This is a genomic window from Cupriavidus basilensis (assembly GCF_000832305.1).
In the GTDB taxonomy this organism is placed as follows: domain Bacteria; phylum Pseudomonadota; class Gammaproteobacteria; order Burkholderiales; family Burkholderiaceae; genus Cupriavidus; species Cupriavidus basilensis_F.
Map to the genome: position 1 here is coordinate 1,660,277 of NZ_CP010537.1, position 17,894 is coordinate 1,678,170.

Genomic DNA, 17,894 nt, shown 5'->3' on the forward strand with positions numbered 1-17,894 from the left:
CAGATGTCTAGACCAATTTGATCGGTAGGACGTGCGTTCCAAACGGCGGGCGATTGCGCATTTTAGTCCTGGTCGGCTACGGTCAGCTGAACCCAGTCGCCGGCAAAGCGCGTCACGCTGTATTGCAGCGGCGCGCCGTTCAGGTCGACGTTGAGCGCCTCCACCTGCAGGATCGGCCGCGTCTTGGGCTGGTTGAGCTGGCGGGCCACCGGCGCCGTCGGCATGGCGGCGGTGATGCGCGACCACTTGCGCGTGTAATCGGTAATGCCGTAATGGGCCAATGCCTTGGAGATCGACTGGCGCGCGCGCATCTGCGCGTCCATGTCGGCAAACCGCGTGGCATCGAAATAATGTTCGGCCACGTCGATGGTGCGGGCTTCGGCCTTGCCCAGCATCTGCACGCGCAGGATGGGCGCGCTGCGCGTCAGGCCCAGATGCTTGGCGATCTCGGGCGCGCGCAACGTTTGCGATTCCAGCACCTCGATGTGCCCGCGCATGCCCTGGCTGGCCAGGTTCTGCGAAAAACGCGTGCGCCGCCCGATGGCGTAGTCGATGGCGTGTTCCTGCACGAAGGTGCCCCGGCCTTGCTCGATGCGCACCAGCCCGTTTTGCTCCAGCTCGCCCATGGCGCGGCGGATGGTATGGCGGTTGACGGCGAAACGCGTGGCCAGCTCTGGCTCGGGCGGCAGGCGCTCGCCCGGGACATAGAGCTTGTTGCGGATGTCAAGCGCCAGGGCCTCGCCGATCTGGCGCCATACCGCAACTCCCGAACCTCGCTCGACTTCCTGTTCCACCATCGTGTCCCGCCTTTTCGTCATCCTGCGTTAATCATTTGCGTGCTTCAATAGGATGCGATTGTGCCTCAACCTGGCCGTGCCGTGCACGAGGCACAAGTGCACGGCACGGCGTCATGAAAGCTTCATCTGGCTGTGTTGTAGTTCGGCCATGGATGGTATTCTACATCTAAACGTATAGACGTATAGGGGATGTGAAATGGATCGAACCGATACCGAAGCGGGCACGCAGGCAGGGGAGGCGGCCCGGCAGCAAGCGGATCGCGCAGCTCAAGCGGCTCAAGCAGCCCGCGCCGCCTGGCTGCGCGTGCTGGCTCTGGCAGCTCCCGATGCCCTGGCGCAGGCCGTGGGCCGCCTCGGCGCGCTGCCGGCCTACCGCCTGCTGCGCAAGCCGCAGAGCGGCATGGCCATGGTGCGGGGGCGCGCCGGCGGCACGGGGGCGCAGTTCAACCTCGGTGAGGTCAGCGTGACGCGCTGCGCGGTGACGTTGGAGCCTGGCGTGGTCGGGGTGGGTTATGTGCAAGGCCGCACACACGCCCAGGCGGAGCAGATTGCCGTGCTGGATGCGCTGCTGCAGTTGCCCGATTGGCATGCGCGCGTGCAGGCCGAAGTGGTCGCGCCGTTGGCCCGGGCGCGCACGGCGCAAGGCGAACACAAAGCCGCCGTGGCGGCGCAGACAAAGGTGGAGTTTTTTACCATGGTGCGTGGAGAGGACTGAGATGTCAGGCCAAACGATTGCCGCCCAGACGGCTGGATACGACAACGTGCCCGCGGGGCGGCACGGCGCGCTTGCGCCGATGCTGCTGCCTGGCTTCGATGATGCGGTGCCATCGGCGCAGCGGACCTTCCGCGCCGCGCTGGATGCCATGTCCCACCCGGGCAGCATTGGCGAGCTGGCCGAGCCGTGCGGCGTGCCGCAGGGCTTGTCCCCGGGCTTGAGTGCACTGCTGCTCGCGCTGGTCGACAGCGATACGCCGCTGTGGCTGCCGCCCGAGACGCCCGAAGGCGTACGCGCCTTCCTGCGCTTCCATTGCGGCTGCCCGCTGGTGGCGCAAGTGGCGCAGGCGGCCTTCGTGGTAGTGCCGGCCGGCCATGCCGTGCCCGATCTGATGGCTTGCGCCCAGGGCGATCCGGCCTACCCGGACCGCTCCGCCACGTTGCTGATCGAGGTCGCATCGCTGGACAGCGGCCCCGAGGTCACGCTGCGCGGCCCGGGCATCGAGACCCACGCCACGCTGGCCGTGCAGGGCTTGCCGGCCGATTTCTGGACCCAGTGGCAGGCTAACCATGCGCGTTTCCCGCTCGGCGTGGACGTGCTGCTGACCAGTGGCAGCGCCCTGTGCGCACTGCCGCGCACCACCCAAGCGGAGGCTTGATATGTACGTTGCCGTCAAAGGGGGCGAGCGCGCCATCCTCAATTCGTACCGCATGCTGGATGACTACCGCCGTGGCGACCGCTGCGTGCCGGAGCTGACGCTGGCGCAGGTGCGCGAGCAAATGCCGCTGGCCGTGTCGCGCGTGATGGCCGAAGGCTCGCTATATGACCCGCACCTGGCCGCGCTGGCGATCAAGCAGGCCGCGGGCGACCTGATCGAAGCCGTGTTCCTGCTGCGCGCCTATCGCACCACGCTGCCGCGCTTTGGCTATTCGGTGGCGCTCGATACTGGCGCCATGCGCTTGCAGCGCCGGATCTCGTCCACCTTCAAGGACGTGCCGGGCGGGCAGGTGCTGGGGCCGACCTACGATTACACCCAGCGCCTGCTCGACTTCACGCTGGAAGCCGAGCGCGAGAACGCGCCGCTGCAGGCCGCGGCAACCACGCTTGACACACGCATGCCACGCGTGACGGACCTGCTGCGCCAGGAATCGCTGATCGAGCCGGAGACCGTGCCCGAGCACGACCCCGCGCCGCCCGACCTCACGCGCGAGCCGCTGGAGCTGCCCGCGGCGCGTCCGGCGCGCTTGCAGAACCTGGCCCGCGCCGATGAAGGCTTCCTGCTGTCGATGGGCTACTCCACCCAGCGCGGCTACGGCAACTCGCACCCGTTCGCGGCAGAGATCCGCTACGGCGAGGTAGAAGTGGAACTGTTCGTGGAAGAGCTGGGCTTTGCCGTGACCATCGGCGAGATCGAGGTCACCGAATGCCAGATGGTGAGCCAGTTCGCCGGCAACGCGCAGGAAGGGCCGAGCTTTACGCGCGGTTACGGCCTGGTGTTCGGCTATGGCGAGCGCAAGGCCATGTCGATGGCGCTGGCTGACCGCGCCATGCGCGCCGCCGAACTGGGCGAAGCCGCCGATGCGCCTGCCAACGACGTGGAGTTCATGCTCTACCACAGCGACAACGTGGAGGCCTCCGGCTTCGTGCAGCACTTGAAGTTGCCACACTACGTGGATTTCCAGACCAATCTCGAACTGCTGCGGCGCCTGCGCGCCGAGCGCGGGCAGGACGTGCCGTCCCCGGCGCCCACGCCGCCCGGGCAAGACGAAGCCGTCATCTCCCAAGTGCTGGCGCAGGAGGCCATCGCATCATGACCGACACCAATGCCAACACCGTCGTGCGCGACGAACACTACAACTTCGGCTACCTGGACGAATCCACCAAGCGCATGCTGCGCCGCGCACTGCTCAAGGCGGTGGCGATCCCCGGCTACCAGGTGCCCTTCGGCAGCCGAGAGATGCCGCTGCCCTACGGCTGGGGCACCGGTGGCATCCAGGTCACCGCCTCCATCATTGGCGGCGACGATGTGCTCAAGGTGATCGATCAGGGCTCGGACGACACCACCAACGCCATCAATATCCGCCGCTTCTTTGGCCGCGTGACAGGCGTGCAGACCACCGAGCGCACCGCACAAGCCACGATCGTGCAGACCCGTCACCGGATTCCGGAAACACCGCTGGCGAAGGGCCAGATCATGGTGTTCCAGGTGCCCATCCCGGAGCCGCTGCGCTGGCTGGAACCGAGCGAGACCGAGACCCGCACCATGCACGCGCTGGCCGAATACGGCGCGATGCATGTCAAGCTGTACGAGGACATCGCCCGCCACGGGCGCATTGCCACCACTTACGACTACCCGGTGATGGTCAACCAGCGCTACATGATGCGGCCGTCGCCCATCCCCAAGTTCGACAACCCGAAGCTGGACTACAGCCCGGCGCTGATGCTGTTCGGCGCGGGGCGTGAGAAGCGGGTCTATGCGGTGCCACCCTTTACCAGCGTGAAGAGCCTGGACTTCGACGACCATCCGTTCGCGGTGGAGACGTGGGATGGCTGCTGCGAACTATGCGGCTCCACCGACAGTTATCTCGATGAAATCATCACCGACGACGCGGGCGGGCGCATGTTCGTCTGCTCCGATACCGAGTACTGCGCCACCCGCCAGGAGCAGGGTGAGACCGGGCCCAACGGCGCGGCAGCCAGCGCACGCAAGGAGGCCGCATGAGCCGCACCGATCCGCACCAGCCGCTGTTGTCCGTGCGCGGCCTGACCCGCACCTGGGACGGCGTGCATGGCTGCCACGATGTCAGTTTCGATCTGTTCCCCGGCGAAGTGCTGTGCGTGGTGGGCGAATCCGGCTCGGGCAAGAGCACCTTGCTGCAGGCGGTGTCCTGGCAGGCGGCGCCGGAATCCGGCAGCGTTTGCTACGACACCCGCGAGCAGGGGCTGGTTGACCTTGCCACGCTATCCGACGCCCGTCTGCGCCTGCTGGCGCGTACCGACTGGGGGTTCGTGCGCCAGAACGCGCGCGATGGCCTGCGCATGCGGGTGAGCGCCGGCGCCAATATCGCCGAGCGCCTGATGGCCGTGGGCGGGCGCCACTATGGCGCGCTGCGCGAAGTGGCCGGTACGTGGATGGAAAAGATGGAGCTCGACCTGGGCCGCCTTGACGATGCGCCGACCAGCTTCTCCGGCGGCATGCAGCAGCGCTTGCAGATCGCCCGCAACCTGGTGACGCATCCGCGCCTGGTGTTCATGGACGAGCCCACCGCCTCGCTCGACGTCTCCGTGCAGGCCCGCCTGCTCGACCTGCTGCGCCGCCTGGTGGCGGACCTTGGGCTGGCTGCCATCATCGTCACCCACGACCTTGCCGTGGCGCGCCTGCTGGCGCACCGCACGCTGGTGATGCAGGGCGGGCGCGTGGTGGAAAGCGGCCTGACCGACCAGATCCTCGACGATCCGCACCATCCGTACACCCAGTTGCTGGTGTCTTCCATTCTGCAGGGCTGATCATGACGCAAGACGGCTACAACCATCAAGGCATGGCTGCCGACGCCCAGCGCATCCAGGTGCGCGGCCTCGGCAAGACCTTCATCCTGCACAACCAGGGCGGCACGCGCCTGCCCGTGCTGCAGGCCATCGATTTCGATGCCGCCGCTGGCGAATGCCTGGTGCTGGCTGGCAGTTCCGGCGCGGGCAAGAGCACGCTGCTGCGCTGTCTGTACGGCAACTACCTGGCCACCGAAGGCAGCATCCGCATCCGTGACAACGACGCGTGGGTGGAGCTGACCCGCGCGCCGGAGCAACGCATCCTGCAATTGCGGCGCGAGGTGATCGGCTATGTCAGCCAGTTCCTTCATGTGATCCCGCGCGTGAGCACGCTCGACGTGGTGGCCGAGCCGCTGCAGCAGCGCGGCGCCAGCGCCGACGAAGCGCGCGAGCGTGCCGCGGTGCTGCTGGCGCGGCTGCAGGTGCCGGGCCGGCTGTGGAGCTTGCCGCCCGCGACGTTCTCGGGCGGTGAGCAGCAGCGCGTGAACATCGCGCGCGGGCTGATCGGCGGCCATCCGGTGCTGTTGCTCGACGAGCCGACCGCCTCGCTCGACGCGGGCAACCGCGCGGTGGTGGTGGCGTTGATCCGCGAAGCGCTGGCCGAGGGCCGGTGCCTGGTCGGCATCTTCCATGATGAAGCCGTGCGCGAGGCGGTGGCCACCAGGCTGCTGCCATTGCACCCGCCGGCTGTCCTGGAGGCCGCGCCGGCCGGCAAGCTTGCGGCTGTCGCGGGCTGAGCCATTCATCCCGATCGCAGCTATTCGCTCCCAAGCGTTTCCACTTGTTCCCAATCGTTCCCGGAACCGACCATGCTTCCTGCTTACCTGACTCATGCACGGATCGTCTTGCCCGATGGCGTGCTAGCTGACAGCGCCTTGCTGATCGATAACGGCCACATCGCGGCCATCGAGCCCGATGCCGCCGCCGTGCCGCGCACTGCCCAGGTGATCGACCTGCGTGGCCAGACGCTGCTGCCCGGCCTGGTCGACCTGCATTGCGACGCCATCGAGAAAGAAGCCGAGCCGCGCTCGCAGGTGATGTTCCCGCTGGATTTTGCCGTGGCGCAGATCGATCGCCGCAACGCCGCCGCGGGCATCACCACGCCTTACCATGCGATATCGTTCGCCGGCAGCTCGTTCGGCGTGCGCAACTTCGACACCGCCGGCGAGCTCGTGCGCGCCGTGGCCGCCTTTCGCGGCCACAGCCTGGTGGATAACCGCATCCATTGCCGTTATGAAGTCACCGACGCCAGCGCGTTGCCGGTGCTGGAGCAACTGGTGGATTCCGGCCTGGTGGATCTGGTCTCGGTGATGGACCATTCGCCCGGGCAGGGCCAGTTCAAGACACTGGAGGCTTACCTGGCCTACATGATGGGCAACCACGCCATGAGCCTCGAAGAGGCCCACGCTGCCGCTGCCAGGAAACTGGTGGAGCAGGACGGCGCACTGGACCGGGTTGAACGCCTGCTGGCACTGGCCGCGCGCACAGGGGTGCCGGCCGCGAGCCATGATGACGACTCGGCGCAGCGTATTGCCACCATGCATGCGCTGGGCGTGCGCATGAGCGAGTTCCCGATCAACCTGGAGACGGCGCAGGCCGCCAAGGCAAAGGGGCTGCCGACCATACTTGGCGCGCCCAACGTGCTGCGTGGCCAAAGCCAGAGCGGCTCCATGCGCGCCATCGACGCCATCAACGCCGGTGTGGCGGACTGCCTGTGCTCGGACTACCAGCCATCCACGCTGATTGCCGCCGCCTTTGCCGCGGAACGCCTCGCTGGCCTGAGCTTGCCACAGGCTGCCGCGCTGGTCAGCGCCAACCCGGCCGCGGCTTGCGGCTTGTCCGATCGCGGGCGCATCGGGGCCGGGCTGCGTGCCGACCTGGTGGCGGTCGCCATGGTGGCCGGCCAGCCGCTGGTGACGCATACGTGGTCATCGGGCCGGCTGGTATTTGCCGCGCGCTATCCGGCGGGCGCCCTGGCGCCTGACGGCACGGGCGTGGTCCAGATGCCGGCGTCCGACGCACCAGGCGAACCAAGGCGTGCGGCGGCATGACCATGGCGGCCGATATTGGCAACGGGTGGGCCGAATCGCCGCAGGCGGGCAGCGTGGCCGCGGTAAGCCTGAGCGCCACGCACACCTTCAGCAAGACGGTGACGCCGGTCATCCGCCTGCTGGCCGGGCTGGGCGTGGAGGGTGACGCGCATCTGGGGGAAACCGTCAAGCACCGTTCCCGCGTGGCGGTGGACCCGAGCCAGCCGAACCTGCGGCAGGTTCACCTGCTATCGGTGGAACTGCAGGCGATGCTGCTAGCCGCTGGCCATGCGGTGGCGCCGGGCGCGCTGGGCGAGAACATCACCACGCAGGGCATCGACCTGCTGGCGCTGCCAACCGGCGCGCGGTTGCACCTGGGCGAGACCGCGCTGGTCGAGATCACGGGGCTGCGCAATCCCTGCGCGCAGATCGAGCACTTCCAGCCGGGCCTGCTCGCGCGGGTCCTGGGTCGGGACGATGAAGGCAAGCTGGTGCGCAAGGCCGGCGTCATGGGTATCGTCGTGGCCGGCGGACTGGTGCGCGCGCACGACGCGATCCGCGTGACGCTGCCGCCCGAGCCTCACCGGAAGCTGGATCGGGTCTGAGCAGGGTGCGAGGATGAGGGTACGGGTGAGGGTGAGGGTGGAGTGGCCCCACAGTGTCTAGCGGTGCGACGCGCGGACCGTCCCGTGGAGGGAGCCGTGCCAGTCGCCCGGTATGTCGGGGAAGATCTCGCACTCGCCGCGCACGATCAGTTCCACCGTCGCGCAGACGCCCTTGACGCCGCGCGGGCCGACGCAGACCAGGCTGTGCGGGTGTTCCGAATGATTGGGAATGGCGTACACGCGCATCCCTTCCTGATAAAGGGGATGCGCGGGCAGCCTGGCGTTGAGTAGTTCGACAAAACGCAAGGGGCTTACAACCGGCTTTTCCATCTTGCTCTCCCATGGGGCATGGGCGCGACCTCCGGCGGGCTCCGGATGGGCCGAAGGTGCTTGGTGAACGGACTGGACGGGAGGCGGGGGGGCCTTCCGTCCATGTCACCTGCACGAACCAGGAATGTGGCCAGGACGCCGCGACAGGCGCGGAATACGGCGCAAAAGCCGCTTACCGCGGCGATCGATTCAAGGGGCCACGCCGTAAGGTTAGGCGATTTATTGGCGGGATCAAGCTTGCCGTCGGCGTAAAAGAGCTAGTGGGGCGAAGGCGGCACTCAGCGGCCGCCACCGCCGCTCGGGAAGGCCGGCTGGCGGGCTGAGGTATATTCCACGGGTGGCAGATACGCGCCTCCTACCGATTTCCTTTTCCGCATGAACGTTACGCCACCCCTTGCCACCGCTGGTGCTGATCCCAAGGCCGCTTCCTTTGCCGCATTGCGCGCGCACTACGATGGCGTCGTCCTGCCGCTCTGGACCGGGCCGGGCTGGAACGCCACGATGCAGCTGCCCTACGAGGCGCTGTCCGGCACCGACCAGCAGCCTCTGCCGGTGGCGCGTTACCGCGCCATGGCCTGCGCGCGCCAGCTCTATGTATTTTCGCAGTGCGATGGCACCGATGGGGCCGCCCATGCCGCGCGCCTGTTCGCATCGCTCGGGGGCCGCTTTGCCGATGGCGGGCAGGGTGGCTTCATCTACAGCATCGATGCGCAGGGCCAGCCTCTGGATACCACCAAGGACCTGTACACCCACGCCTTCGTCGTCTTTGCCTGCGCGGCGTATTTCAAGCGTTCGGGCAGCGCGCAGGCGCGTGCCTTGCTGGATGGCGCCACACGGCTGATCGAGGCGCGATTCGCCACCGCGGACGGCCTGTACCATGCCGCGCTAGCGCAAGATTTTCGCCCGCTAGGCGGGCCGCCCCAGCAAAACCCGATCATGCACCTGACCGAGGCCTACCTGGCGGCGTTCGAGGTCACCGGGGAGCGTTTTTATGCGGACCGGCTGGCGGGCATTGCCGCCGCCGTGCTGGCCACCTTTGTCGATCCGGCGACGGGTTGCATTGCCGAGTTGCCGATGTGCACCGATCGCGCCGGCAACCGGGTCGAGCCCGGCCATCAGTTCGAGTGGTTTTCGCTGCTTGCCAGCGCGCCCGCGTTGTTCGAGGACTCCGGGCTTGCGCAAGCGCTGGCGCGCGCCTTCGGCTTTGCCATGCAGCATGGCGTCGACACCAGCACAATGGGCGTAGCCGCGGCGCTGCATCTGGATGGCTCGCCCAGAGACCCGATCCAGCGCATCTGGGCGCAGACCGAATTCGCGCGGGCGCTGGCGGTGCGCGGCGACAGCGTGGCGCTGGCGCACCTCCAGGCCTGGCTGAAAGCCTACCCGGCGCGATTCCTGCACGCGGGCGGCTGGCATGAGTGCCTCTCGCCGGCCGGCAAGGTGGAGCGCGCGGAGATGCCTTCGACCACGCCGTATCACCTTGCCACGGCTTACCAGGCGCTGCCGCGGGATTGACGCCCTGGCCGGTCAGCCGGCCGCGCGGCTGAGCAGGCGGTCGAACTCGCTGCGCACGATACGGTAAGACTCGCCGGAAAAGTCTTCCAGCCCGGCTCGGTTGATCACGGTGATATGGCCGCGGCTGTGGCGGATCATGTTCAGCTCCGCCAGCTTGCCCACCGCCTCGGTCACGCCCTCGCGGCGCACGCCGAGCATGTCGGCAATGGTCTGCTGGGTCACGTCGAGCTCATTGCAGGGCGAGCGGTCCAGCGCCAGCAGCAGCCAGCGGCACAACTGCGTGGTCAGCGAGTGGTGGCGGATGCAGACGGCCGTCTGCGACACCTGCGTGAGCAGCGCCTGCATATACAGCAGGGCCATGCGCTGCAGTGCGGGCAGCTCGGGGTAGATCGCGCGCAGCTCGCTCGCGGCGACGCGAAACCCGGCGCCGGTCCTGCGCACTTCGATCCGGTTGGGCATGGTTTCGGCGCCGGTCAGCGCGGGCAGGCCCACCAGCCCCTCGCGGCCCACGCAGGCCAGCTCCACGGTGGCCCCGCTTTCCTGCAGCGACATCATCGAGATCACCGCCGTGCTCGGGAAATAGAGATGCCGGATGCGTTGGCCGGAGTCGCTCAGCAGTTGCCCTGTGCGCAGGCTGACGCTGTCCAGGCGCGGCAGAAGCAAGCGGCGCTCGCGTGGTGGCAAGGCGCCCAGCAAGTGATTGCCGGACAAATCCAGTTCGGTGTCGGTCATCCCGTTGTCTCCCCAAGTCGAAAGGGTCGCGGCTGCTGCGCCAGCCGACTGGCTTTTTCTGTTCGGTATGCCACGCAGCCGGGGCTTGACCCGTTAACGTATTAAGCTTCATGCGTGCGCCTGCCGACAGTGGCCGTAGGTTGGAGATCGCCACGGTATTGGGGGGATGTGCTTTTGGCTGGATTCAACCCTGGGTTCAACCCTGGGTTCCTACTTTTGACGTAGGAGGGTTTAGGTGGCCCGGGCGCCGCACGGGGAGGCGGCGGGCGGACCGGCGCAAAGAACCTGAAAAAAAACCTGTAAGTTCCTGCGGGTGGCGGCGACGAATGGGCACATTCACCCAGTTGGAGATTGCCATGTACCCGAACCTCACCAAGTCGCCCGCCAAGTCGCTCACCAAGTCACTGTTCGCCGCCGCCATTGCCGGCGCCGTGCTTGCCCTGGGCGGCGCCCATGCTGCCAGCCCGGCTGCCCATGGCGCCACCAGCGTGCGCGACATCTACAGCGACGGGGCGCGCACCGCGCCCGTGGATGCCTTCACCGATGGCGCACGGAGCGGGCGGTTCGATGCGTTCACCGACGGTGCCCGCGCCCGCATGGCGGATCCCTTTACCGATGGCGCGCGCATTGCCGGCCTGGACCGCACTGGTCCTTCCGCCGATCCGGCGCGCAGCATCGACCCCTTCGTCGACGGCGCGCGCAAGCTCGATACGTTCACCGATGGCGCCCGCATCGCCGGCCTGGATCGCGCTGGCGTATCCGCCGATCCGGCGCGCAGCATCGACCCGTTCGTCGACGGCGCGCGCAAGCTCGATACGTTCACCGATGGCGCCCGAATTGCCGGCCTGGATCGCGCCGGCGTATCCGCCGATCCGGCGCGCAATATCGACCCGTTCGTCGATGGGGCGCAGAAAGTGGCTGGCATGGATACCCGCGGCGTCTCGGCGTCGCCGGCCCGCAGCTTCAACGTGTACCAGGATGGCGCGGATGCGTGAGCCGCGCGCGGCCCAATGCGCCGGGGCCGGCTACTCGTCCAGCCAGGACCCGCGCAAATCGCTCTTTTGCAGCAGTTGCAGCAACGTTTCGGCGGGCCGGCTCAGGCGGCCCGCGCGCAGCGAGATGAATTCCACCTCCGGCAGCGCCGGCAGGCTGTCGCCGTTGACCAGCGGCGACAGCCCGCGCCCGGACAGGTATTGCGCGCGCACCGTAATGCCCAGCCCGCCGCGCGCGGCGGCGATGCAGCCCGAGTGACTGCTGCTGGTGCAGACGATCTGCCAGCGCATCCCCGCCTTGGCCAGCGTATCGAGCACGATGGCGCGCGTGACACTGGGCTCGGGCACCAGGATCAGCGGCAGCGGCTGGCGCAGGTCCGCCACCGTGCCGGGCCGGGCTAGCCACTCCAGCTTGCCCCTGAACAACGGAGACCCGCGCCGGTCGCCTTCGCGGCGCTTGCCGATCATCAGGTCCAGCGCGCCGGCATCCATCAGCTCGTAGAGCTTGCCGGTCATGCCGATGGTGATTTCCAGTTCCACGTCCGGATGCGAGTTGCGAAACGCCGCCAGCACATTGGGCAGGGGGCCCAGCGCGAGGTCATCGGAAGTACCCAGGCGCACGCGGCCTTGCAGGCGCGGCGCGTTGAACTGGGACTCCGCGCGCGCAATGGCATCCAGGATCAGCCGCGCGTGCGCCAGCAGCGCCTCGCCGTCGGCGGTCATCGTCAAGGTGTGGGTATCGCGCACAAAGAGCCGGCGCCCGACGTGCTGCTCCAGGCGCCGGACGTGGTCGCTGACGCTGGATTGGGAGAGGCCAAGCTGGCGCCCCGCGTCAGTAAAACTGTGCGCGGCGGCTACGGTGGCGAAGGTCTTGATCCAGACAGGATTGAGCATGCCGCATTGTCATCGGATTTTCCGATGACAGTCAATATACCTAGCGGGGTTCCCGATTGGCATGGCCGGTATTAACATCGGCTGCATTCCTGGCACTGGTTTTGCCCCGGCCGCTTCTTCCGCGGTCCATTCCAGATGCCGCGCCGGTCATTGTCCCTGATTGCCGGCACTTGCCTCGAGACGTACCAGATGACCAGCCAAACCTCGCAAAAGGCCATGTTGTGGATCGTCGCAGCGGGCTTCTTCATGCAAACGCTCGACACCACCATCGTCAACACCGCGTTGCCCGCGATGGCGCGCAGCCTCAACGAAACCCCCCTCGACATGAAGCCCGTGGTGGTGGCCTACACGCTGACCATGGCCATGTTCACGCCGGCCTCGGGCTGGCTGGCCGACCGCTTCGGCACCCGTCGCGTGTACTTCGCCGCGATCCTGATCTTTGTGCTGGGCTCGCTGTTCTGCGCAGGTGCGCAGAACCTGGACCAGCTCGTGATCGCCCGCGTGATCCAGGGCGTGGGCGGCTCCATGCTGCTGCCAATCGGCCGGCTGGCGGTGCTGCGCAGCGTCCGCGGCGAGCAATACATCGCGGCGCTGGCCTTTGTCTCGGTGGCGGGGCAGGTCGGGCCGATCTTTGGCCCGGTGCTGGGCGGCTGGATCGTGCAGTCGGTGGCCTGGCACTGGATCTTCCTGATCAATGTGCCCGTGGGCGCCATCGGGCTGCTGGCGGTATTGCGCTACCTGCCCGACCACACCGTTGGCCGCGCGCCACCGTTCGACTTTGTTGGCTGCGGCTTGTTGTCGCTTTGCATGGTGGCGTTCTCGCTGGCGCTGGACACCCCGCACGAGGCTAGCCACGCGGCATGGAGCGGCAGCCTGTTCGCGCTGAGCCTGCTGTCCGCGCTGCTTTACATCCCGCATGCGCGGCGCCGTCAAAACCCGCTGTTCCGGCTGGCGCTATTGCGCGAGCCCAATTTCAGCGTGGGCCTGGCCGGTAACCTCGTGTGCCGCATCGGCTCGGGCGCGGTGCCGTTCCTGATGCCGTTGCTGCTGCAGTTGCAGATGGGGTATTCCCCGCTGCATTCGGGGCTGATGCTGCTGCCGGCCGCACTGGCCGGCGTGGTCGCCAAGCGCTGGATCGTGCCGCTGGTCAAGCGTTTTGGCTATGACAACTTCCTGCTGGTCAACACGGTATTGGTAGGTGGCTCGATCGCTTCGTTCGCGGCGATTGCGCCCGGCTGGCCCGTGGGCCTTGCCATTGCGCAGCTCGCCCTGTTCGGGGCCACCAATTCCATGCAGTTCGCTGCCATGAACAGCGTGACGCTCAAGGGTTTGAGCGTGGAAGACGCGGGCAGCGGCAACAGCCTGTTCTCGATGGTGCAGATGCTGGCAATCGGCCTCGGGGTCACCATCGGCGGCGGGCTGGTCAGCATGTTTACCGCCCAGATGGGCGTGGCCGGCACAGCTTACCGGCTGGCGTTCTTTACCGTGGGCATGATCACGCTGCTATCGGCGCTGGTGTTCCGCCGGCTCGATGTCGAGACACTCGACAAGAGCCGCAGCCCGGCCAGTGTAGCCAGCCGCTGACGCGCCATGGCGCGACGCGATGCGTCGCGCACCGGCTTGCCCGCTCATCATTCAGTCACGCCGTTCTCATGCAGCAACCGCTCGCATTCGTCGAGCAGGTCGTGTGCAAAGGCCGACTGGTAATTGGGGTCCAGTGCTTCCATCATTTCGTGAGCGGTGTACAGCCCGGCCTCGCGCGAGAGCGTGCCGGCGAGCTGGCGCGCGAACTGATCGCTCAGTTGCGACAGCAAGCGCCGCTCGGCCAGCGCCAGTTGCAGCCTGGAACGCGACAGCCACAGGCTCGCGAGGGTGGCGCCCTGGGCATCGGTCATCCATTGGCGGTGTTCGTAGAATGCCGACAAGCGCTCGGCGGCGAGTGCAAACAGCAAGGCCTTGCGGGTATTGAAGTCGAGCTTGAGCGCGGGGGCTGGCGCGGGAGCCGAAGCGCCGGGGGGAGAGGTTTTCATGATGACTTGCAAATCGTGCGGTGGGGCGCGAGCCTACCACGCTATCCGCTATCCGATGTGGGGGCGACGTCCGTGCGGGTCAGGATTTCCCGGCCGCCGCGAAGCGCGCATTCAGCCAGGCGCCGATCGCCTTGATCTCTTCCAAGCAGACCGAGTGAGACATGCGGTAGGTGTGCCATTCCACCTTGCAGCCCAGTTTTTCCACGGTGTCGCGCGCCAGCAGGCCGAGCTGCACGGCCACCACATCGTCCTCGGTGCCATGTCCGGCAAAGATCGGCGTGGCGCGGTTGGCCTCGCTGAACTCGGCGGCAAGCATTGCCGGCGCGGGGATATAGGTGGAAAGGGCGATGATGCCGCCCAGCGCTTCGGGATGCGTCAGGGCTGTGGTATAGGCCACGGCCCCGCCTTGCGAGAACCCCGCCAGCACCACGCGGTGGCTGGGCACGCCGCGCTGGTTCTCCCGCGCGATCAGGGCGCGGATGGCATCGCGGGAGACCCGGATGCCGGCCTCGTCCGCATGGCGGCGGGCGTCATCGAGCGACTGGATGTCGTACCACGCCGGCATGACGTAGCCGCCGTTGCAGGTAACCGGGATGGCCGGCGCATTGGGAAACACGAAACGCACGCCGGGCGCGTACGCCAGGCCCAGCTCCGGCACCACGGGCACGAAATCGCTGCCGTCGGCACCTAGCCCGTGCATCCAGATGACCGACCACGTGGGTGACGGCGTGGTTTCGATTTCAATGGCTGGCAGCAGTGCGCTCATTTCGATGTTCCTTGTTCCCATATCCTGATCGGGCCCCCTTGCCGGCACGGCGAGCGTGCTGGGTGCCACTGCCCGGTGCGGGGCAATGCGTCTGTGCGGATGGCACTGGGGTGGCCGCGTGAGGCGGCAAGTATCGCACAGCGCCGGCGCGGTGCCGGCGGCTGGGCAATCGGGAACGCTTCAGCAAGCGCCGCGTGTCATGCGAGCGGATGGCCGCAGCGGCTTCAAGCCGCGCGGCCATGGCCTGACGGCAAACCGTCAGGCTGCTGAAGGTACGGTAGGCACCGTGATGAGGCCGGGCGCGGAGCGGGGCGCTTGCGCATGCTCCGCGGCGACGGGGGCGCGCCGCTTGTCCACGACGCTCTCGACGCCAGAGGCGGCCACCTCTTCCAGGAAGGCGACGAGGTCGCGGTAGTAGTCGACCTGCATCTGTGCCTCCAGCAGGCGACGCTCGGCTTGGAATAAGGTAAGCCGCATTTGCTGCAATTCCCTTGCTGCGATTTTCTCCGGGGTGGGCGGACTAAACATGTCTGCAAGCGAACGCATGGCAACCTCCCGCTATCGACGGCTTCGAATTGAAGCTTCTGCCATGCAACCAATATAGTAAATAAACGCGCATTTCAGGCCCTGTCGCGCGCCGTCCACACGGTCGATTGCCGGCGCGCGGCGGCAGGAGTAGATTGATCGTCCGGTGTTTGCAAGGCAGCTGGCAGTGCTTACATGGCAAGCGTTCCCGGCTCCGGCTGTTTCATTTTTTCCAGGTAGCCGTGGATCTGCGCGACCACCGCCGCGCCTTCGCCCACGGCCGCTGCCACCCGCTTGGTGGACCCCGAGCGCACGTCTCCGATTGCAAAGATGCCTGGCACACTGGTCTCCAGCGTGGATGCCGGCATGGTGCCTTCATGCGCCGTGTCTGTGCCCGTCAGCACGAATCCCTTTGCGTCCACGCGCACATTGCAGCTGGCGAGCCATCCCGTATTGGGATCGGCGCCGGTAAACAGGAACAGATGCCGGACCGGCACCTCGGTCACACGATCGCTGCCGCGCGAGCGATAGGCGATGGTGGCCAGGCGTTCTTCCCCGCCCAGGGCTACGATCTCCGTGCCGGTATGCAGTTCGATATTGGGCTGGGCCGCGATGCGCTCGATCAGGTAGCGCGACATGCTGGCCTCCAGCCCCGATGCCCGGATGAGAATGTGCACGCGCTTGGCGTGCGCGGCCAGGAATACAGCGGCCTGCCCTGCGGAATTGCCGCCGCCCACCAGCACGACCTCTTCGCCGCTGCACAGGCGGGCTTCCACCGGGGAAGCCCAGTAGTAGACGCCGCGTCCTTCATAGCGATCGAGTGCGGCGATGGCGGGGTGGCGATAAGCCGCGCCGCTGGCAATGACCACGGTCCTGGCTGCAATCTTGCGGCCATCGCTCAATTCGATGCGCTGCGGATGCGTGCCGCAATGCAGGGCCGTCACCTGCAAGGGAATGGCAAGGTGCGCGCCGAACTTCTGGGCTTGCACAAAGGCCCGGCCGGCCAATGCTTGCCCGGAAATACCCGTGGGGAAGCCCAGATAGTTCTCGATGCGCGAGCTGGCGCCGGCCTGGCCGCCAGGCGCAAGGCTGTCGAACACCGCAACGCACAGGCCCTCGGACGCGGCATACACCGCGGTGGCGAGACCCGCCGGACCGGCACCCACCACGATCACATCGTAGATATAGTCCGGGTCGAATTCGGGCAGCAGGCCCAGGCAGGTGGCAAGCTGGCCCGCGTCCGGGCATCGCAGCACCGCGCCGCCTGGGCAGATCACCAGGGGAAAGTCGCCGGGCGCGGCGGCGGTGAAATCGAGCAGGGAGCACGCATCGGGATCGGTATCCGCGTCGACCACGGTATGGGGATAGCCGTTGCGCCGCAGGAACGCCTGCAGGTGCAGCAGGTGCGCGTCGCTGCTGCGGCCCAGCAGCGTCGGACCATTGCCGCGCTCGATCAGGCCAACGCGGCGCAGGATCAGCGCACGCATGATGCGCTCGCCCAGTTCGGCTTGCGCGACCATCAGTGCGCGCAGCCGATCGGGTGGAATCGAGATGGCCTCGACGTCCTCCAGCGCCAGGCCGTCGACCAGCGCGGGCTTGCCCGATAGCTGCCCCACTTCGGCAAGGAAGCTGCCCGGTCCGTGCTCGCCGACCACCGACGCACGGTCTCGCGCGTCGCGCTGCAAGACGCGCACGCGGCCCCGCAGTATCACCACCATGCCGTGGGCGGGGTCGCCGGTGCGAAACAGGTATTCATTGGCGCGCCACTGCCGCAGTGTGCCGAAATGCTGGAGTCCCACGATCTCGGCGGCGGTAAGCAGGGGCCACATCTGGTGGCGCCGCGACTCCATTGGGGAGAACGCTGCGGTGGCTGCCTCCTGCTCGATGGCCAGCCCCGCGGCAACGATGGCTTGCGGGTCAGGGGGTTCCAGGCTTCCGATAGCGTTGTCTGCGTTGTCTGCGCTCATGGCTGTAAGGCCTCCCGGTGGCACCGCGCTGGCGCCGGTGCGGATGAGTCGAGTGCTGCCGATGCGTGGGCGGGGATGCTCGGGCATGGCCCGGAGAGTTTGCTCGCGATGCCGCGATGCGGCAATCCCTCGTTGTCCGCGCACCCCCAAAAGCGTAGTACACGCGCGGCGTCAAGGGCTTGTAGCTCTGAATAGTGACTCATAAATACCTTTTCAGTTGGTACCGCTTATGTCATTGGTGGATATCGTAAGTACAACCTAGTAAAAACCCTTGACTATCTACTTACAGGTAGATAAGATGTGTCCCATGGATGCCGCAACAAGGTAACGCTAAACAGACATGGCCCAGCCAGCCGGTTTCCAATGCAGCAAACAAGTAACAAAGACGAAAGTCATTTTTTTTGCTGCGCTTCTCTACCTAGTGATAGGTAAGAAGGCAAAAAAACGACG

General features: G+C 67.0%; 19 protein-coding genes. 11 read left to right on the forward strand and 8 right to left on the reverse strand.

Annotation, left to right across the window (positions count from 1 at the left end; translation table 11 throughout):
* Positions 1-62: 62 nt before the first annotated feature.
* On the reverse strand, positions 63-797 hold the full coding sequence (phnF, locus tag RR42_RS28080) for a phosphonate metabolism transcriptional regulator PhnF (protein ID WP_043354793.1): 735 nt from the start codon (positions 795-797) through the stop codon (positions 63-65).
* Positions 798-993: 196 nt separating this feature from the next.
* Between phnF and phnG the strand changes: the two genes are divergently transcribed.
* The 8 genes from phnG to RR42_RS28120 all read left to right on the forward strand — a co-directional run bounded on the left by phnG (position 994) and on the right by RR42_RS28120 (position 7,693).
* Positions 994-1,512, forward strand: coding sequence for a phosphonate C-P lyase system protein PhnG (phnG, locus tag RR42_RS28085; RefSeq protein WP_043354795.1), 519 nt, complete (start codon positions 994-996; stop codon positions 1,510-1,512).
* 79 nt (positions 1,513-1,591) lie between these two features.
* The gene (phnH, locus tag RR42_RS28090; protein ID WP_052495266.1) at positions 1,592-2,170 is read left to right on the forward strand and encodes a phosphonate C-P lyase system protein PhnH; all 579 of its coding nucleotides are present in this window, start codon (positions 1,592-1,594) and stop codon (positions 2,168-2,170) included.
* Between the two features lies 1 nt (position 2,171).
* A complete protein-coding gene (locus RR42_RS28095; RefSeq protein ID WP_043354796.1) occupies positions 2,172-3,326 on the forward strand; it encodes a carbon-phosphorus lyase complex subunit PhnI in 1,155 nt (384 codons plus the stop codon).
* A complete protein-coding gene (locus RR42_RS28100; protein ID WP_043354798.1) occupies positions 3,323-4,234 on the forward strand; it encodes an alpha-D-ribose 1-methylphosphonate 5-phosphate C-P-lyase PhnJ in 912 nt (303 codons plus the stop codon). The genes RR42_RS28095 and RR42_RS28100 overlap by 4 nt, the downstream gene beginning before the upstream one ends.
* Positions 4,231-5,019 (forward strand): phosphonate C-P lyase system protein PhnK, encoded by a 789-nt coding sequence (gene phnK / locus RR42_RS28105; RefSeq protein WP_043354800.1) that lies wholly within the window; start codon positions 4,231-4,233, stop codon positions 5,017-5,019. The genes RR42_RS28100 and phnK overlap by 4 nt, the downstream gene beginning before the upstream one ends.
* Before the next feature lie 2 nt (positions 5,020-5,021).
* Positions 5,022-5,795: a phosphonate C-P lyase system protein PhnL gene (gene phnL / locus RR42_RS28110; RefSeq protein ID WP_419188914.1), complete on the forward strand. Its 774-nt coding sequence runs from the start codon at positions 5,022-5,024 to the stop codon at positions 5,793-5,795.
* A 72-nt stretch (positions 5,796-5,867) separates the two neighbouring features.
* Positions 5,868-7,109: an alpha-D-ribose 1-methylphosphonate 5-triphosphate diphosphatase gene (locus RR42_RS28115; protein WP_043354801.1), complete on the forward strand. Its 1,242-nt coding sequence runs from the start codon at positions 5,868-5,870 to the stop codon at positions 7,107-7,109.
* Positions 7,106-7,693 (forward strand): MOSC domain-containing protein, encoded by a 588-nt coding sequence (locus RR42_RS28120; protein WP_236702214.1) that lies wholly within the window; start codon positions 7,106-7,108, stop codon positions 7,691-7,693. Before RR42_RS28115 ends, RR42_RS28120 begins: the two co-directional genes overlap by 4 nt.
* 57 nt (positions 7,694-7,750) lie before the next feature.
* Here the strand turns inward: RR42_RS28120 and RR42_RS28125 are convergent, their stop codons facing one another.
* Entirely contained in the window at positions 7,751-8,023 is a 273-nt protein-coding gene (locus tag RR42_RS28125) for a hypothetical protein (protein ID WP_043354803.1), read from the reverse strand.
* 375 nt (positions 8,024-8,398) lie between these two features.
* Between RR42_RS28125 and RR42_RS28130 the strand changes: the two genes are divergently transcribed.
* On the forward strand, positions 8,399-9,538 hold the full coding sequence (locus RR42_RS28130; RefSeq protein ID WP_043354805.1) for an AGE family epimerase/isomerase: 1,140 nt from the start codon (positions 8,399-8,401) through the stop codon (positions 9,536-9,538).
* A 12-nt stretch (positions 9,539-9,550) separates the two neighbouring features.
* Here RR42_RS28130 and RR42_RS28135 read toward each other — a convergent pair whose 3' ends face one another.
* The gene (locus RR42_RS28135) at positions 9,551-10,270 is read right to left on the reverse strand and encodes a Crp/Fnr family transcriptional regulator (RefSeq protein WP_043354807.1); all 720 of its coding nucleotides are present in this window, start codon (positions 10,268-10,270) and stop codon (positions 9,551-9,553) included.
* A 356-nt stretch (positions 10,271-10,626) separates the two neighbouring features.
* Between RR42_RS28135 and RR42_RS28140 the strand changes: the two genes are divergently transcribed.
* Positions 10,627-11,265, forward strand: a complete 639-nt coding sequence (locus RR42_RS28140) for a hypothetical protein (RefSeq protein WP_043358124.1) — start codon at positions 10,627-10,629, stop codon at positions 11,263-11,265.
* 30 nt (positions 11,266-11,295) lie between these two features.
* Here the strand turns inward: RR42_RS28140 and RR42_RS28145 are convergent, their stop codons facing one another.
* Complete coding sequence (locus tag RR42_RS28145; protein ID WP_043354809.1) at positions 11,296-12,156, reverse strand: LysR family transcriptional regulator; 861 nt, start codon at positions 12,154-12,156, stop codon at positions 11,296-11,298.
* A 135-nt stretch (positions 12,157-12,291) separates the two neighbouring features.
* On the opposite strand from RR42_RS28145, the gene mdtD reads away from it, so the two are divergent.
* Positions 12,292-13,740 (forward strand): multidrug transporter subunit MdtD, encoded by a 1,449-nt coding sequence (mdtD, locus tag RR42_RS28150; RefSeq protein ID WP_144409984.1) that lies wholly within the window; start codon positions 12,292-12,294, stop codon positions 13,738-13,740.
* Positions 13,741-13,787: 47 nt separating this feature from the next.
* On the opposite strand, the gene RR42_RS28155 is transcribed toward mdtD, so the two are convergent.
* The 4 genes from RR42_RS28155 to RR42_RS28170 form a co-directional block, all read right to left on the reverse strand.
* A complete protein-coding gene (locus RR42_RS28155; RefSeq protein WP_043354812.1) occupies positions 13,788-14,186 on the reverse strand; it encodes a hypothetical protein in 399 nt (132 codons plus the stop codon).
* A gap of 79 nt (positions 14,187-14,265) precedes the next feature.
* Positions 14,266-14,952, reverse strand: coding sequence for an alpha/beta hydrolase (locus RR42_RS28160; RefSeq protein WP_043354814.1), 687 nt, complete (start codon positions 14,950-14,952; stop codon positions 14,266-14,268).
* A gap of 258 nt (positions 14,953-15,210) precedes the next feature.
* A complete protein-coding gene (locus RR42_RS28165; protein WP_043354816.1) occupies positions 15,211-15,498 on the reverse strand; it encodes a hypothetical protein in 288 nt (95 codons plus the stop codon).
* Positions 15,499-15,668: 170 nt separating this feature from the next.
* Positions 15,669-17,444: an FAD-dependent oxidoreductase gene (locus RR42_RS28170; protein WP_043354818.1), complete on the reverse strand. Its 1,776-nt coding sequence runs from the start codon at positions 17,442-17,444 to the stop codon at positions 15,669-15,671.
* Positions 17,445-17,894 lie beyond the last annotated feature (450 nt).

Bases quoted from the DNA above. Each gene is read 5' to 3' on its own strand.
- phnF (WP_043354793.1), bottom strand. From the start codon at position 797: ATGGTGGAACAGGAAGTCGAGCGAGGTTCGGGAGTTGCGGTATGGCGC.
- phnG (WP_043354795.1), top strand. From the start codon at position 994: ATGGATCGAACCGATACCGAAGCGGGCACGCAGGCAGGGGAGGCGGCC.
- phnH (WP_052495266.1), top strand. From the start codon at position 1,592: ATGCTGCTGCCTGGCTTCGATGATGCGGTGCCATCGGCGCAGCGGACC.
- RR42_RS28095 (WP_043354796.1), top strand. From the start codon at position 2,172: ATGTACGTTGCCGTCAAAGGGGGCGAGCGCGCCATCCTCAATTCGTAC.
- RR42_RS28100 (WP_043354798.1), top strand. From the start codon at position 3,323: ATGACCGACACCAATGCCAACACCGTCGTGCGCGACGAACACTACAAC.
- phnK (WP_043354800.1), top strand. From the start codon at position 4,231: ATGAGCCGCACCGATCCGCACCAGCCGCTGTTGTCCGTGCGCGGCCTG.
- phnL (WP_419188914.1), top strand. From the start codon at position 5,022: ATGACGCAAGACGGCTACAACCATCAAGGCATGGCTGCCGACGCCCAG.
- RR42_RS28115 (WP_043354801.1), top strand. From the start codon at position 5,868: ATGCTTCCTGCTTACCTGACTCATGCACGGATCGTCTTGCCCGATGGC.
- RR42_RS28120 (WP_236702214.1), top strand. From the start codon at position 7,106: ATGACCATGGCGGCCGATATTGGCAACGGGTGGGCCGAATCGCCGCAG.
- RR42_RS28125 (WP_043354803.1), bottom strand. From the start codon at position 8,023: ATGGAAAAGCCGGTTGTAAGCCCCTTGCGTTTTGTCGAACTACTCAAC.
- RR42_RS28130 (WP_043354805.1), top strand. From the start codon at position 8,399: ATGAACGTTACGCCACCCCTTGCCACCGCTGGTGCTGATCCCAAGGCC.
- RR42_RS28135 (WP_043354807.1), bottom strand. From the start codon at position 10,270: ATGACCGACACCGAACTGGATTTGTCCGGCAATCACTTGCTGGGCGCC.
- RR42_RS28140 (WP_043358124.1), top strand. From the start codon at position 10,627: ATGTACCCGAACCTCACCAAGTCGCCCGCCAAGTCGCTCACCAAGTCA.
- RR42_RS28145 (WP_043354809.1), bottom strand. From the start codon at position 12,156: ATGCTCAATCCTGTCTGGATCAAGACCTTCGCCACCGTAGCCGCCGCG.
- mdtD (WP_144409984.1), top strand. From the start codon at position 12,292: ATGCCGCGCCGGTCATTGTCCCTGATTGCCGGCACTTGCCTCGAGACG.
- RR42_RS28155 (WP_043354812.1), bottom strand. From the start codon at position 14,186: ATGAAAACCTCTCCCCCCGGCGCTTCGGCTCCCGCGCCAGCCCCCGCG.
- RR42_RS28160 (WP_043354814.1), bottom strand. From the start codon at position 14,952: ATGAGCGCACTGCTGCCAGCCATTGAAATCGAAACCACGCCGTCACCC.
- RR42_RS28165 (WP_043354816.1), bottom strand. From the start codon at position 15,498: ATGCGTTCGCTTGCAGACATGTTTAGTCCGCCCACCCCGGAGAAAATC.
- RR42_RS28170 (WP_043354818.1), bottom strand. From the start codon at position 17,444: ATGAGCGCAGACAACGCAGACAACGCTATCGGAAGCCTGGAACCCCCT.